The 15,452-nt window shown below is 42.6% G+C and carries 15 protein-coding genes and 1 pseudogene; 4 read left to right on the top strand and 12 right to left on the bottom strand.

What is annotated here, in order from left to right; all coding sequences use genetic code 11:
- Nucleotides 1-19: 19 nt before the first annotated feature.
- From FXV78_RS07445 to FXV78_RS07435, 3 genes are all read right to left on the bottom strand, one after another.
- Complete coding sequence (locus tag FXV78_RS07445) at nt 20-1,312, bottom strand: UDP-N-acetylglucosamine 1-carboxyvinyltransferase (RefSeq protein ID WP_004843785.1); 1,293 nt, start codon at nt 1,310-1,312, stop codon at nt 20-22.
- A 146-nt stretch (nt 1,313-1,458) separates the two neighbouring features.
- The gene (locus tag FXV78_RS07440; protein ID WP_004843784.1) at nt 1,459-1,968 is read right to left on the bottom strand and encodes a shikimate kinase; all 510 of its coding nucleotides are present in this window, start codon (nt 1,966-1,968) and stop codon (nt 1,459-1,461) included.
- 94 nt (nt 1,969-2,062) lie between these two features.
- Nucleotides 2,063-2,578 carry a hypothetical protein gene (locus FXV78_RS07435; protein ID WP_004843783.1) on the bottom strand — a complete coding sequence of 172 codons (516 nt, stop codon included), beginning with the start codon at nt 2,576-2,578 and terminating at the stop codon, nt 2,063-2,065.
- Between the two features lie 218 nt (nt 2,579-2,796).
- Here FXV78_RS07435 and FXV78_RS07430 point away from each other — a divergent pair, with 218 nt between their 5' ends.
- Nucleotides 2,797-3,393, top strand: coding sequence for a hypothetical protein (locus FXV78_RS07430; protein ID WP_004843782.1), 597 nt, complete (start codon nt 2,797-2,799; stop codon nt 3,391-3,393).
- Nucleotides 3,394-3,509: 116 nt separating this feature from the next.
- On the opposite strand, the gene FXV78_RS07425 is transcribed toward FXV78_RS07430, so the two are convergent.
- Complete coding sequence (locus tag FXV78_RS07425; protein WP_004843781.1) at nt 3,510-4,379, bottom strand: AraC family transcriptional regulator; 870 nt, start codon at nt 4,377-4,379, stop codon at nt 3,510-3,512.
- Nucleotides 4,380-4,503: 124 nt separating this feature from the next.
- Between FXV78_RS07425 and FXV78_RS07420 the strand changes: the two genes are divergently transcribed.
- The 3 genes and pseudogenes from FXV78_RS07420 to FXV78_RS18795 all read left to right on the top strand — a co-directional run bounded on the left by FXV78_RS07420 (nt 4,504) and on the right by FXV78_RS18795 (nt 7,839).
- Nucleotides 4,504-5,781 (top strand): Gfo/Idh/MocA family protein, encoded by a 1,278-nt coding sequence (locus tag FXV78_RS07420; RefSeq protein WP_009245634.1) that lies wholly within the window; start codon nt 4,504-4,506, stop codon nt 5,779-5,781.
- Nucleotides 5,782-5,814: 33 nt separating this feature from the next.
- Nucleotides 5,815-6,231 (top strand): annotated as a pseudogene (locus tag FXV78_RS18800) (sugar phosphate nucleotidyltransferase); the annotation flags it as partial.
- A 477-nt stretch (nt 6,232-6,708) separates the two neighbouring features.
- Nucleotides 6,709-7,839: a phosphotransferase enzyme family protein gene (locus tag FXV78_RS18795; protein ID WP_044991754.1), complete on the top strand. Its 1,131-nt coding sequence runs from the start codon at nt 6,709-6,711 to the stop codon at nt 7,837-7,839.
- Nucleotides 7,840-7,905: 66 nt separating this feature from the next.
- Here the strand turns inward: FXV78_RS18795 and FXV78_RS07410 are convergent, their stop codons facing one another.
- The 8 genes from FXV78_RS07410 to FXV78_RS07375 all read right to left on the bottom strand — a co-directional run bounded on the left by FXV78_RS07410 (nt 7,906) and on the right by FXV78_RS07375 (nt 15,430).
- The gene (locus FXV78_RS07410) at nt 7,906-8,682 is read right to left on the bottom strand and encodes an ABC transporter ATP-binding protein (RefSeq protein ID WP_004843777.1); all 777 of its coding nucleotides are present in this window, start codon (nt 8,680-8,682) and stop codon (nt 7,906-7,908) included.
- Entirely contained in the window at nt 8,672-9,667 is a 996-nt protein-coding gene (locus FXV78_RS07405; protein ID WP_004843775.1) for a FecCD family ABC transporter permease, read from the bottom strand. Before FXV78_RS07405 ends, FXV78_RS07410 begins: the two co-directional genes overlap by 11 nt.
- Before the next feature lie 3 nt (nt 9,668-9,670).
- The gene (gene isdE, locus FXV78_RS07400; protein ID WP_004843773.1) at nt 9,671-10,615 is read right to left on the bottom strand and encodes a heme ABC transporter substrate-binding protein IsdE; all 945 of its coding nucleotides are present in this window, start codon (nt 10,613-10,615) and stop codon (nt 9,671-9,673) included.
- A complete protein-coding gene (locus tag FXV78_RS07395; protein WP_004843771.1) occupies nt 10,602-11,597 on the bottom strand; it encodes a heme-binding Shp domain-containing protein in 996 nt (331 codons plus the stop codon). The genes isdE and FXV78_RS07395 overlap by 14 nt, the downstream gene beginning before the upstream one ends.
- Nucleotides 11,594-12,931, bottom strand: coding sequence for an NEAT domain-containing protein (locus tag FXV78_RS07390; RefSeq protein ID WP_004843768.1), 1,338 nt, complete (start codon nt 12,929-12,931; stop codon nt 11,594-11,596). The genes FXV78_RS07395 and FXV78_RS07390 overlap by 4 nt, the downstream gene beginning before the upstream one ends.
- Nucleotides 12,932-13,053: 122 nt before the next feature.
- Complete coding sequence (locus FXV78_RS07385; RefSeq protein ID WP_004843766.1) at nt 13,054-13,998, bottom strand: hypothetical protein; 945 nt, start codon at nt 13,996-13,998, stop codon at nt 13,054-13,056.
- A 141-nt stretch (nt 13,999-14,139) separates the two neighbouring features.
- Entirely contained in the window at nt 14,140-14,622 is a 483-nt protein-coding gene (locus FXV78_RS07380; protein ID WP_004843765.1) for a hypothetical protein, read from the bottom strand.
- Between the two features lie 142 nt (nt 14,623-14,764).
- The gene (locus FXV78_RS07375; protein ID WP_004843763.1) at nt 14,765-15,430 is read right to left on the bottom strand and encodes a V-type ATP synthase subunit D; all 666 of its coding nucleotides are present in this window, start codon (nt 15,428-15,430) and stop codon (nt 14,765-14,767) included.
- Between the last annotated feature and the right edge of the window lie 22 nt (nt 15,431-15,452).

The following is a 15,452-nucleotide window of genomic DNA, read 5'->3' as shown; positions in this document are numbered from 1 at the left end:
TTCACTCCCCCGTTATATATCAGCCTACTTTCAGCTTAAATTTCTGAATCTCTTTCTCATCAGAAACCTTTTCAATGATTCCGCCAAGACCGCGCAGCTTTTCTTCAAATCTCTCGTATCCTCTCTGGATATAGACGATATCATCCACAATAGTGATTCCGTCTGTCGCAAGCCCTGCGATACAAAGCGCCGCACCTGCTCTTAAATCCGGCGCACTGACTCTCGCTCCGGAAAACTTCTCTACACCTTCGATGGTTGCAGAGTTGCCCTCTACTTTGATCACTGCACCCATTCTTGCCAGCTCATCCAGATACTTAAATCTGTTCTCAAAAATACTCTCTGTGATCGTACTTGTACCCTGCGCGAGCGCAAGCACTACCCCGATCTGCGGCTGCATGTCTGTCGGATATCCCGGATACGGCAATGTCTTCACCTGTGTGCTTCTCAAGCGGTTCTTCGCCACCACTCTTACCGCATCATCAAACTCTTCTACTTCACATCCGATGTCCACAAGCTTGGAGATTGTCGCATCCAGATGTTTCGGAATGACATTTAATACCGTCACATCTCCCTTTGTCGCTGCTGCAGCAAACATAAAAGTACCTGCTTCAATCTGATCCGGAATGATGGAATATTCTGTCTTATGAAGGCTCTTGACTCCACGGATCTTGATCACATCTGTTCCGGCACCGCGGATGTTCGCTCCCATGCTGTTTAAGAAGTTCGCAACATCTACGACATGAGGCTCCTTGGCAACGTTCTCCATGATCGTAAGACCGTCCGCCATGGCTGCTGCCATCATCACATTGATCGTTGCTCCTACAGAGACCACATCAAAATACAGATGTGTTCCTCTCAGATGCTCTGCTTCTGCCACGATCTTGCCGTGCTCAATATCCACATCCGCACCCAATGCGCGGAATCCCTTCAGATGCTGATCGATCGGTCTGCTTCCGATATTGCATCCGCCCGGCAGAGCCACTTCTGCTCTCTTGTACTTTCCGAGCATCGCACCCAAAAGATAGTAAGATGCTCTGATCTTCTTGATATAATCATATTCTATATTAAAGTCTGTAATTGCGCTTCCGTTAATCTTAACTGTGTGTCTGTCAAATCTCTGAACCATTGCTCCGATTCCCTGAATCGCTTCCAGCAACACATTGATATCATTTACATCCGGCAGATTGTCAATCAGAACGGTCTCGTCTGTCATGATAGCTGCCGCGAGAATAGCCAGTGCCGCATTTTTAGCTCCGCCGATTTCAACTTCCCCTACCAGCGGATTGCCGCCTTTGATAATATACTGCTCCATATTGCACCTCGATTATCGATAATTCTATCGTAGTCCCTTGTTAAATTTCATTACCCCCGCCTTATAAAAGCAAAAAGAAACGATAATTCGCCTTTTTACCCTATAATACGATTAGTTATTATACCATAAAATTTCAATTTGTAAAATCATTTTTTCTCCAGCGCCTCGATCTGCGTCAAAACTGCATCGATCGTTTCCTCGATCTGACAGCCGTCCTCGCATATCGTAAGGTCTGCATATTGTTCAAAAAGTTTTGTCCGTTCTTCATACAAATCCCGGAAAGTCTGCCCTTCTCTGAGTACGACTCCCCGCTTTTTCGGACTGCGGATCCTCTCTTTTATTGTGCGATAAGAAGCCTTCAAATATACGACTGTTCCTATTTCTTTAAAATGTTTCATCGCCTCTTCGCAGTATACAACACTTCCTCCCGGAGAGATTACGGCGTGTTCGGCATTCACCTGACAATTCACCTGATTCTCAATGGCAAGAAATCCATCTTCCCCCACATCTGCTATAATCTCTCTGAGCAGACGTCCCTCCTGCTTCTGAATCAATAAATCTGTATCGATAAATTCCATTCCCAGCCGTTTTGCGACAACCACTCCGACCGTACTCTTTCCAACTGCCGGCATTCCTATAAAAATCAGATTCTTCATACGTATTTTCACCCTTATTTTTCCATAATCATGTTAACTTTTATCCCAAAATCTTCGTATCTACATCATTTTTATCATAGCACAAAATCTGCAATTAGTAAATTCTGTGGCGAGACCTGCGATGATCACTTCTTCTTTTATATAGTTCATGATACAGCATAACTTCAATCAGATTCTGAAGCCAGTTCGGCATACGTCTTCTTTCCGGTTCCCGCCGATTCTGTTCCTGCACCTGCATAAATTCAGGTTCCCATTCAGATTCCGGCTCCTGCATCCGCTCTGCCTCTTCCATCTTCATGACACTGTTTTCTTCTGCCTGCGACAGAAGTCCTTCATATTCTGTTCCATAGAAAATTTTTTCATGTTTTCTTACATTTTCACAGACTCTTTTGCACATCAGATGCAGCTGCAGACGGTCAGGATATTCATCATACATCATGCTGTTGTCATATTCCATCCTGTCACATTCTTCCTCTATATACGGGAGCAGCCGTTTTGCCACATCCGGATAAAGACTCTTCATGTACTCATAATCTCTGCGCTCTTTGCGCTCATCATCATACTGAAGAGGCAGAGGATACGCCATGTAATACGGTAATTTTTTATTCATAGATCCACACTTCCGTTTCAGACATTATATGACTAATATATGTGAATTTTGAGATATGGTGATTTTCCTTAAAATATGTTAGACTAATATAAAGCATATTTTTTCTAACATTCATTTTATTTCATAAAAATGACGTGAAATATCTTATTCATTTCAAAAACAGGCAAACGCCTGTCCTTTCAGAAAATTCATGCTTTTACAAATCCGATACCAGTCAGATGGACAGCATTCCGATAGAAGAACTTACGATTACTCTGGTAACAGGAAAGTATCCACGAAAATTGATTCACCACTTGAAAACAAAACTGAGATATCAAGTAAAAAAAGCGGAAAGCGGGATTTATTATGTAACGGGAGATAAAATTCCGATTCAGATTATTGTAACAAAAGAACTGACAGAAGCTGAAAATCTGTGGCTGAAAAGTCTGACCAATGAACTGGAACAGAATGAGACCGCAGAAAAATTATTGGAAGAATATTCAAAAAATCAGGCAAATGCACTGTATCGCTCCGTCATGGAATTGATCGTGCGGGCCAACAAACAGAAGTTTGAGGAGGTAAAAGGAATGTGTGATGCACTGCGAGAATTGATGAAAGATGAGATTGATGCGGAAGTAAAAAGACAGGTACAGGAAAGAATTGATGCGGAAGTGAACAAGAAGGTACAGGAAAAAATTGATGCGGAAGTAGATGCACAGGTCAAAGAAAAAATCAATGCAGAGGTAGAATCAGCCGTAGAAATTACAAAAAAAAGAAAGCACCAAAGCAACAGAAAAACGCATCAACGCTCTGATTATTGCACTGTCCAAGTCTGACCGAATGGAGGATATCATAAAGGCGGCCAAAGACCATGACTATCAGCAGAATTTATTTAAAGAATTCGGACTGTAACTAATTCTGACTATGAAACTCCCAGACATACGAGAGTCAACTATGTCTGGGAATTTTTAGCAAAATCAGATGGAGTAAAACCAGTTTCTCTCTTAAATGCTTTTGAAAAATAACTTTGACTGGCAAATCCAAGATTCTCTGCAACAACAGATACCTGCCCACCATCCTGCAATAATTTTTTTGCTACATTAATTTTTAACTTTAACAAATATTTGTGCACGCTTATCCCTGCATATTTATCAAATATTCTTTTCAAACTGGCGTCACTGATATTACAGTATTCTGCAATTTCACTTACCGTTGGCTGGCAGTCAAGATTCGTATTTAAAAAATTAATCGCATTACGAAACGTGATCGCATCCGGAACAGAAGAAACAGAGGATAATGTTCCCTGCTCCGCGAGACTCAAAAATAATTGGCAAAGGTAACTTACAATAATTTGAGAATAATATGGAAATCTGGAAAAAGGATGTAAATAATAATACTCTATTTTTTCTGTTTCTATATTAATTAAATCAACTTTATTCTGCATATATACAAGTAAAGAATCTATAATTTGTGTCTGCTCCTGAGAAAGTTTAAACACTTTATTGCGAAGCCAAAAAGTTAATGGACCACCTGCCGAAAAAGAAAAAGTAAGCACGGTAGCTCCTTTCGGATTGTTCACGATAAATTTATGAAACTCTAATGGTTTGTGAAAAATAAGTTCACCCTGCGACATATTATAGATACGTTCGTCAGCAGAAACGCAGAGCTCCCCGTCTAAAATATACAAGCATTCCCAGAAATCGTGCGTCTCACCTGGAAATTCAAAACCACACTCATAATGAATTTTAAACAAAGAATGCATACTGGTTATATGAATTTGTTCGATAATCGGAATTGCCGGAAATTCATTTTTGATCAACATACAGCTCCTCCCCATTCCTGATCTAAAATTACATATTTTTGGACTTTTATTGCATAGATTTGCTCTTTTTATATGTGTATAATAACACTAACAAAGAGTCCTGTAAATAAGAAGGAGAATGAACATGGACAAAGTTTTAAAAGTAATTTTGATCGGTGCAGGAAACAGGGGTGAAACATATACCGATATTATGGCTCAGATGAGTGACAAATTCAAAGTTATTGCAGTTGCAGAACCCATCGAGAGCCGTAGAAATAATATCCAGAAAAAACATCAGATAGCCGATGATCTGTGCTTTGAAGATTGGAAGCCATTACTTGATCTTGGAAAGATCGCGGATGTTGCTGTTATTTCAACGATGGACAAACAACATCTGGAACCGACACTGAAAGCAATTTCTTTGCAATATGACATTTTATTGGAAAAACCAGTATCCCCGGACCCGGAGGAATGCAATAAAATTGCAGATTATGCGGAACAAATGGGAAGTAAAGTCATTGTTTGTCACGTACTTCGATATACACCATTTTTTATTACAATCAAAGAACTGATCAATGACGGAAGACTGGGAGATATTATTTCTGTTAATCATGAAGAATGTGTTGGAAATGTACATCAAAGCCACAGTTTTGTCAGAGGAAATTGGGGGAACTCTAAAAGATCTTCCTGTATGCTGTTGCAAAAATCCTGCCATGATATGGATATTCTGCAATGGTTAATTGGAAAGAAGTGTAAAAAAGTACAATCTTTTGGCGCCTTATCCTATTTTAAAGAGGAAAATGCTCCAAAAGATGCACCGGACTATTGTATTCAGGGATGTCCGAAAGCAGACACCTGCCCATATAATGCTGTCAGACTTTATCTGGACGATAAGGAAAATGACTGGTTTCGAACAACCTCAACCAGAGAAGCAAATCCCACTGATGAAATGGTGGAAACAGCACTTCGTACAACACAATATGGAAAGTGTGTATTCAAATGTGATAACGATGTTGTAGACCATCAGACTGTCAATATGATTTTTGAAGATGATATCACTGTTACCTTTACTATGAATGCCTTCAACAAAGGCGGCAGATTTATACATATTATGGGAACAAAAGGGGAATTGCACGCAGCAATGGACGGGCTCGGAACTCCTATTACAATATATGAATTCGAAACAAAGCAGACTACAGAAATTCCGATTGTTGCCAAAGATGGCATTACGAATGGGCATGGCGGCGGCGATGATGGCATTGTGTACTCTCTTTATGAGTATCTGACTGGGGAATATCAAGGCTTCTCTGTTTCTGACATCCGAACATCCGTAAATAATCACCTGATCGTGTTTGCAGCCGAGGAATCAAGAGCAAACGGGACCGTTGTAGATTTCGACACTTTTGTAGAGAATCTGCGTTAATTTTCACAAATCTATCAAATCAATGATAATTATATGGAGGAATATATTATGAAAAAACCAGTATTAGTCATTATGGCCGCAGGAATGGGAAGCCGTTATGGAGGATTAAAACAAATTGACCCAATCGATGATCAGGGACATATCATCATGGATTTTTCCATTTTTGATGCCAAAAGAGCAGGATTTGAAAAAGTCGTTTTTATTATCAAAAAAGAAAATGAGAAAGATTTTAAAGAAGTAATCGGAAATCGTATGGCAGACGTCATGGACGTAGAATACGTATTCCAGGACTTGACGAATCTTCCGGAAGGGTTTGAAGTTCCAGACGGAAGAATAAAACCATGGGGAACCGCACATGCCGTTCTCAGCTGTATTGATGTTGTAGATGGTCCTTTTGCTGTGATCAATGCGGATGATTACTATGGAAGAGATGCATTCCAGAAAATTTATCATTTCCTGTCAACACAGAAAGATGATGATAAATACCGTTTTACAATGGTAGGATATCATTTAAAAAATACATTGACAGAAAACGGTCATGTCGCACGGGGCGTTTGTACTGTGGATGAAAATGGATATTTAGTAGAAGTTACCGAACGCACTCATATTGAAAAAAAGGGAGAGCGGGCCGCTTTTACAGAGGATGATGGAGCCTCCTGGACAGAGCTTCCAATGGATGCTGTCGTTTCTATGAATATGTGGGGATTCTCGGAAGGATTTCTTCAGGAAATCAAAGCAGGATTTGCTGCATTTCTGAAAGAAGGTTTAGAACATAATCCATTAAAATGTGAATATTTCCTCCCAACCGTAGTAAGTAATTTATTAAAAGAAAATCGGGCAACCGTGTCTGTGCTTACCTCAAAAGATAAATGGTACGGTGTGACATACAAGGATGATAAACAGGTTGTCGTAAATGCAATTCAGACTATGAAAGACGACGGTATCTATCCGGAAAAAGTCTGGTGCGGGGAAACGGAAGCATTGCTCAATTTCCAGTTCAACGCAATGGTAATGAAGGCAGTACGTTACGGAAGCGGACATATCAACGATACCTTTTTGGTCACATTAAAAAGAGAAGATGGAACCGAAGGCCGTGTAATCTTACAGCGCATGAATAAAAATATTTTTAAAAACCCGGAAGAGTTAATGGAAAATATTTTAGGAGTGACATCATTTCTCCGTAAAAAAATCATTGAAAACGGCGGGGATCCTGAACGAGAAACATTAAACGTGATTCCGACCAAAGACGGAAACTCATATTTTGTGGATTCCGAGGGTGAATACTGGAGATGTTATAATTTTATTGAAGGCGCTACAAGTTACGACCAGGTAGAAAGTGAGGAAGACTTTTATCAAAGCGCAGTCTCTTTTGGCAATTTCCAAAGATTACTGGCAGATTATCCGGCAGAAACACTTCACGAAACAATAAAAGGATTCCATGATACAAAAGCCCGCTTTGAAACATTTAAAAAAGCTGTGAAAGAAGATGTTTGCGGACGTGCACATTCTGTTCAGAATGAAATTCAGTTTGTTCTTGCTCATGAAGATCTCGCAAATGCATTTGGAGATATGCTTGAAAACAAAGAATTGCCACTTCGTGTAACGCATAATGATACAAAATTAAATAACATTATGATCGATAACGAAACCCACAAAGGAATCTGTGTCATCGATCTGGATACCGTTATGCCCGGTCTTGCCATGAATGACTTTGGTGATTCAATCCGTTTTGGTGCAAGCACAGGTGCAGAGGATGAAACTGACCTGGATAAAATCCAGTGTGATATGAACTTATTTGATATTTACGCAAAAGGATTTATTGAAGGCTGTGCCGGAAAATTAACAACAAAAGAAATTGAATTGCTGCCTCTTGGAGCCAAAGTCATGACCTTCGAATGTGGTATGAGATTTTTGACAGATTATCTGCAGGGAGATACTTACTTTAAGATTCACCGTGAGAATCACAACCTGGACAGATGCCGGACACAGTTTAAGCTGGTATCTGACATGGAAGCAAAATGGGATACCATGAATAAAATTATTAAAAAATATCATTAAGTTGAGAAATAAGGGAGCTGGTCGAAATGAACTGCTCCCTTATCCTTTACTCAATCGCTTTTTCTCCTACACTGTCATGACCATCTTCTGTCCTTCTACCTCTGCCACACGCAGCCGGATTCCATACAGATCTTCGATACTGTCCGGAGTGATCACCTCCTGTGGTGCTCCCTCCACAACGACCTGTCCGTCTTTGAGTCCGACCAGCCTGTCTGAAAAATAAATTGCCTGATTGATATCATGAAGTACCATAACGATGGTGATCTGGTATTCCCGGTTCAGCTTTCTGATCAGCTCCAGTGTCTCAATCTGATATCGGATATCCAGATATGTGGTAGGCTCATCCAGAAACAAGATACGGGTATTCTGCGCCAGTGCCATGGCGATCCACACTCTCTGTCTCTGCCCTCCGGAAAGCTTTTGCACCGCCCTGTCCCGATACTCAGTCAGGTTTGTCACCTCCATCGCCCATTCGACCAGACGCTCATCTTCTTCTGTCTTTGCCTGCATCATCTTTCTGTGAGGTGTCCGCCCGAATGCGATCAGACGCTCCACAGTAATGTCGTCACTTGACGTGTTGTACTGCTGCACGATCGCTACTTTCCTGGCAAATTCCTTCAAGCTCAATTTTAAAACGTTTTTTCCATTGAGAAAAATATTTCCTTTTCTGGAATACTTGTTTTTTGTCATCAGAGAAAACAGTGTCGATTTTCCACATCCATTCGCACCCAGAATCGTTGTGATCTTTCCTTCTTCAATTTTCAAAGATACATCTTTTAGTACCTTCTGCTTTCCGTAGGAAAACGAAAGATTTCGAACTTCCATTGCCGGTTTAGTCTGCATACTTCTTAGACCTCCTCAAAAGAATCATGAAAAACGGACCGCCTGCGACACTCATCAGAATCGATGCTGAAATTTCATAAGGCGCTGCGATGGTCCTCCCTGCAGTATCTGCCAGAAGAAACAAAAAAGCACCCAGCAGCATGGAAAACGGGAGCAGCTTTTTATGCTCGCTTCCTACCAGGATTCTTCCCATATGCGGCACGATCAGACCCAGGAAACTGATACTTCCTGCCACAGCCGCAGAAATTGCCGCAAGCAGCACAGCAACAAGAGAAATCAGGATCCGCATCAGATTTACATTGACGCCGAGACTTCTGGCTGTCTTATCTTCCAGTGACAGAATATCACACATACCGGCAAGCACCACTGCCAGTACAATCCCTGCCAGCACATATGGCGCAAGCATCCGCACATCATCCCATGTCTTCATCGTAATATTTCCATTGACGATTGCCGCTACCCCGGACATATTTCCACCATTCATGGAGTTGAGTCCGCTGGAAAGACCGGTGAACATTGCATTCACAGCGACTCCGGTCAGAATGACCCGCAAAGGACTTAAGCCGCCTTTCCACGACAGAGTGTACACCAGACAAAATGCCAGCACCCCTCCAAAAAATGCAAACACCGGTGTAAAGAAAAACAGCGTCGGAGCAAATGCTGTGATCAAAATTGCGGCAAAGGTTGCACCGCTGGAAATTCCGATGATTCCCGGATCTGCCAGTGGATTTTTCAGAACCGCCTGAAACAAAACTCCGGAAACTGCCGTGGCAGCTCCTGCCAGTATCGAGATAAAAATCCTCGGGAGACGCAGATCAAAAACGGTGCTTACTTCCTCGCTTCCCTTCCCGATCATCCCCTGCAGGATATCCGGCACCCCAACCTTTAAGCTGCCGATATTCACCGATGCAAAAAAGAGTACCGTCAATAACAGGATCATAACCGCAAATGCAAGTATTGTTCCTGCTGTTTTTTTATACTTCATCTTTTACTCTCCCTTCTTTGCTTCATCCTGTGTATCCGGATACAAAATCGTCTGCAGTTCCTGTAGTGCCTTCTGATACTCAAACGTTGCGCTCATGCCAAACAATTCATAAGTAAGATAGTACACTTTATCGTTTTTTACCGCATCAAAATGTTTCCAGATATCATTGGTTGCAAAGTCCTCCTGAAACATTTTTGTGACCTGTTCCGGAAGCGCATGTGCAGTACATAAAATCATGTCCGGCTCTTTTGACTTCATATCCTCTGTATTCACTGTCAGAAATTCCTGATCTGTTCCGGCATATACATTTTCTCCGCCTGCCATCTCCACAAGACTTCCCACATAAGAGTTTTCCGTTGCAATGATATAAGATCCCGGCAGTCCCATCAGAATCAATACCTTCGGACTTTCTTTTCCCTGATTTACGGTTTTATATTCTTCATAAAAATCCGTAAATTCTTTCTCAAGCTCCGCGGCTTTTTCTTCTTTTCCGAAAATTTCTCCCAGTTCCTGAATTGACTGATACATTCCCTGCACACTTCTTAAATTCAAAAATGCCCAGTCCGTGTGAATCGCTTCATATTTAGGCTGAAGATCGCTCTGTAGGGAAGATGGACTTAGAATCCAGTCCGGGTTCAGGGATGCGATTACTTCCATGTCCGGGCTCATCGCCGTCCCTATCTCCGGCAGATCTTCATACCGCTCTGGAATCGTGGAAACAGAAGTTGAGCACACTCCCACCAGATCCAGCTCCAGACGATCACAGATCGCTGCAACTGCGGGGGATGTGGCAATCAGCTTGGGTTCCTTTCCAAGTGCCTGCACTTTCTGTTTAGCTGCCTTGATTGCATCTGTCTCCCCGGAAGTACCGGAAGAACACCCGACCAGAAGCAATGCACACACAAGCAAAAATGCTATACTCCTTTTCTTTTTTCTACGCATCATCATCTTCGCCTCCGCCCCAGCGGTACCAGTTTTTTCGGAACAAATACAAGATTCCCGCTGCTGCTCCCATCAGGATCAATCCGGAAATCGTCACTGCCGCAGCTGTTCCGAAAATGGTTCCGGCAGTTGACAGTGATCCCTTTTCCCCACTGCCATCCTCTGTTTGAGCTTCTGTCGAAAGACTCAGTCCTTTTGCATCACTGATTGATGTATCTGATGCAGACGGTGCCGCTGTTTCGGTAATACTGCTTTGCAGATCAGACGATTTTTTTGTTTCTTCCGACGAGCTCTGCTTTGTTGTCTCTTGGGAAGACGCACTGCCAGACACAGCATTTCCTCCAGCGGCAGACGCAGATGATGCCACAGATGATGCAGATGCATTTGTACTTGCACCGGATGTATTGTTTGCAGTCTCACTGCTGCCGGATGCTGCCGTCACCATAGTTGCTGTCATATCCGTAGTATTTCCCTCGGAATATCCGCTCGGATAAAAATAATAAATGACCTCTCTTCCCATCGGCTCTACATACATGGATGCTCTTACCACACAGTTTTCGCTGGGAACTTGAATACAAATATCCGCAGTCGTTCCGTTTCCGTCACTTCCGCTTCCCGTCTGTCCCACTGCCGGAGCAGACCAGCCGGAATCACCCACATTCTGAACCCAGAAGCTGTGACCGCTTGCATAATCCATCATCCCGAGACGCACCGTCAGATAATACTCTCCGCTATCTGTCACTTCCAGGATTCCGGTGGAGTACACCACGCTCTGCACCATTCCCTGACCGGTAGCATATCCAGCCTCTCCGCCTGCATCCTCAATCTCTCCGGTCACCGGATTGGAATAGCTCGGAGTAACAGAACAGGTATAGACTGTTCCGGATGCAGCCCTTGCAGTTTGTGGCGGAATTACTGTCAGCACAAGTAAAAATACGGCTGCCATCAGCATTTTCTGAAGCATTCCATTCTTCTGTTTCTTTCTCATACTCCGTCTCCTGTCGTTTTCTTCCGTTTTCTTCTATATAAAAGACCACAGCACAGCAAAATCCCCACTGCCAGTCCCGCAATACACAGCCACATATATGGCAGCTCATCCCCTGTTTTTACACTGGACGCATTCTTAAGACTGCTGCTTCCATTAAGAGAAGAGCTGGAAAGTCCGCTCTTTAAGGAAGAACTGCCAAGTGTAGAAGATCCCGGCTTCAGTGTGGAACCGCCGTTTAGGGAAGAACCGCCATTCTGATTTGTTCCCCCGTTATTGTTGTTATGATTCTCATCTTCTGTGAAAGACGGATCATCCTCTGTTGTCTTTTTCAATGTACTCCAGTCAAGCTTCACGTACATCTGCTGTGTTCCTGTTCCTGCAGAAATACTTTCCATCAGCGGCACTACCACCTGCAGCGGTACATATCCATCCTTTAATGTTTCCGGGATCAGTGGAAATGTGACCAGATCCGGATAATCCGTACCATATGCATCACTCACCTTGCTGCCATCGCTGTTTTTCTGCACGGAATCAACAGTGACATCAGAAAGTGTTCCCTGTATATTCCCTCTGGCATCTGTGGTATATCCCGTCTGATAGTATCGGAGTGTTCCAAGATATCCCAACTTGTCCCCTACTGTAAGCCCCTGAAAATTCATCGTAAGAAAATATACTCCCTCTTTTACAGTCAGCTTCATAGTATGCACAATCGCTTTATCCGCCATCGATGCTGTCACTTTATCTACCTTTACGACATTTCCCGTGACAGAATATACTCCATCCTCTAAATTCTGAATATCCGGCTGCTCGTTGCCATCATCCGGATCCTGGCTGTCATCACTTTGTTTATAGGAAATCGTAAATGTAGTTGTTCCTGTATAGTTTCCCGCTTTTGCACCGGATACTTCCTCTGCTGCGATCGTAAGTGCTCCCTGAAGGATTTGTTCCCCGCCTGCTGCATTTGCCTCTCTGACCTGATCCGCCGTAATCTGTTGCTTTCCAAAGTTATTGGTAAATTCCAGCGTATTTTCCTGATTATGAAGTACGCCGCTCTCAGGTGCAGATACCTCAATCGTTCCTTTTGCATCTGTTGTTTTTATGCGGACTTCATAATTCTGTACGGTATCTGTCTGTGTACTTAAAGAACCAAGTGCAACAGAAGAAGGTACTACTACCATATACGACGGCTTCTGGTCCTCCTGCACGATATCCGCAGAAATCTTCATACTTTCCGACGATGCGTTCACACTTGCCGGCTGCAGCAGCATCCCTGCTGCCAGGACAAATGCCAGTGCTTTGATCTCTCTCTTTTTCCCTTGTTTTTTCCACTTCATCTATTTTCTCCATCTTTTCTCATTCACTGTGGTCATGAGTCTTTTTTCCCTCGTTGAAGACGAAAATCCTCAGCCGCCAATGTCTGAGGATTTTCGAATTCATATTGCTGTTTTAGAAGATTCTACTTATTTGCGGCATATGAAATTGCAAATGTAGTTGTTCCTGTATAATTTCCGGCTGCCGCTGCTTTTACGTTTGCAGCCGTCACACGGATCTCACCTGTCAGCTCTGTTCCTTCTGTATCTGCTGTCACATTCTTTGTACCGAAGCTGTTCGCGAATGCCAGCGCATTTTTATCGCTGTTCAGATTTCCTGTTTCCGGAGCTGTCACAGACAGTGTTCCGTCAAGATCAGATGCTTTCACCAGAACTTTGTAAGCCTGTGTGTTATCCTCTTCTGTACTCAAAGTTCCCATTGCAACAGAAGCAGGAACTGTCACTGTATAAGAAGGCTCTGAAATCTGTTCTTCTACATCTGCGCTGATTTCCATGTTCTGTGTGTTTTCTGAAGGAGTATCCGGCAAAGCTGCTGCTTTTAAATCTGTCACCTGCACAAAGAAGTTCTGTGTAGAATTCATGAAAACATTTACATAAGCAGAAGTCTCTACCTGTGTCTTCAGATTGTCTACTGCACTTCTTGGCAGTTCCAGTGTCAGTGCCTGTGTTGCAAGCTGGTCTCCTGCTTTAATTCCAAATAAAGAAGCATCTGTATCAAATGTCTTCACTGCTTTTGTCGTGATATCAGATTCTGCTTTATACTGTGTTCCGTCAATAGTCATCACAACATCTTTCAGTGTACCGTCTGTTCCCTGATCTGCAAAACTCGGAATCGGATATGCCACATAGAAAGTCAGTTCCGCTGTATCATCTGTCAATTCAATATCTGCTTCATGCGCAAAGATCGGATCGCACATGCTCAGTTTACCGGATCCGTTTCCATTCAGGAAATGAATCGTTCCTGTATAATCTCCGTTGCTCAACTCTGTATCTGCTGCAAATGCGGTACTGCACATGCCAACTGTCATTACTGCTGCCAGGACAACGCCTGATAATTTTTTAAGTCTCATTCTTGCTTTTCCTCCCTGTTCAGGTGTTTATAGATACTAAATTCCGCTGCTGCGGGCTTTTCTATATAAATCCTCTGCCGTCTTCCGGATATACGCGCGCCTTTATCCGGCTCAGAACCGTCGAGAAATTTATAACATGTATTACTGTGCGATCAACGTGCAGTTGACCTCTGCCCCATTGCGGGGTGTGTATTCTTCATCCATGCTGTATGTTTTATACTGCACAGTCAATGGATATTCTCCTGCTTCCAATTCGCGTTCCAGCGTGATATCATATAACGTCTGTCCCGGGCTGATCAGTTTTGATGTGTAGATTGTTTCCTTAGTTTCCGGAAGATAAAAAGAAATCTCAAAATATACGTTATTTTCTTCCGGATTGACAAGCTCTACAGATACGTCTTTCGTTCCTGCTGCGACTATAATCGTCTTATATCCCGGAATCTGAATTCCCGCCTCCACATTTCCTGTGTTTTTTTCACTCTCTTTCTTTGTCTGTGATGTTTCAAATTCCGGTGTGTAGCTGGTTACCTCTTTCGGTCTTGTATACCAGTAAATTCCGACTCCGAAAATCAGAATCACCAGCAGTATCACTCCTGTAATGATCCACTTTTTCTTTTTTTCCATGTCCTTCTCCGTTTCAAGTTAGTTTTCGCTAACTATCATTCTTTTAAAAATGCAACTCTTACGAATTGCATTTTATTAGTTTATTCTAATCATTGTTAGTTATAACATATTCTTTTTATTCCGTCAATACTGTTTATCACTTTTATTCCTGCATCTTCTCTTTATAATGATGCGCATCCTCCAGCATCATATCTTTCACCTTCATCAGACGGATCTGAGTGCTTCGTTCATTCTCATCTAACTTCATGGTAATATATTTAATGTTCTCTTCTGCCTCAGGAATAATCACATGTTCCAACGCGTTGACACGTCGCCTTGTCTTTTCAATCTCTGCTGCCATCAACTGACATGCCTTCTCACATTCTGCCAGCCGGATCATCTCCGGCAGGATATCTGCCAGAGACTTTACTGCTCCATCCAGATCACTGGATGTAAATGCAAATCCATACGAATAAATGTCATTTTCATCCGCGGTTCTCGTTTGATATGCAAATGTCGGAATGTTGACACTCATGATATTCTTTTCCCCGGGTGTCAGTGTGATCCCCTGCTTTGGTGCCATCAATGCAGTATTCAGTGCCGCCTCAGACATCCCCGCTTTGGCAATGACAAAATTTTTATTTGCTGCGAGAATCCCGGCTTCCACTTTTTTACGCACTTCCATGTTTTCCCGCACCAGATCCAGATACTGACGCATCAGCTCATCCCGCTTGTCTTTTAAAAGCTTATGTCCGCGGATTGCCGTGATCCGCTTTTTTTTCAGACGGGTCAATTCCATACGGGTAGGATTTACCTGTTTTGATGCCATCGTTTCTCACCTCTCTTTCCGG

The sequence above is a fragment of the Mediterraneibacter gnavus ATCC 29149 genome, assembly GCF_008121495.1.
Taxonomy (GTDB): Bacteria; Bacillota; Clostridia; order Lachnospirales; family Lachnospiraceae; genus Mediterraneibacter; species Mediterraneibacter gnavus.
The sequence above is the reverse complement of the archived record's forward strand: the minus strand, read 5'-3'. Positions and strand labels throughout refer to the sequence as shown.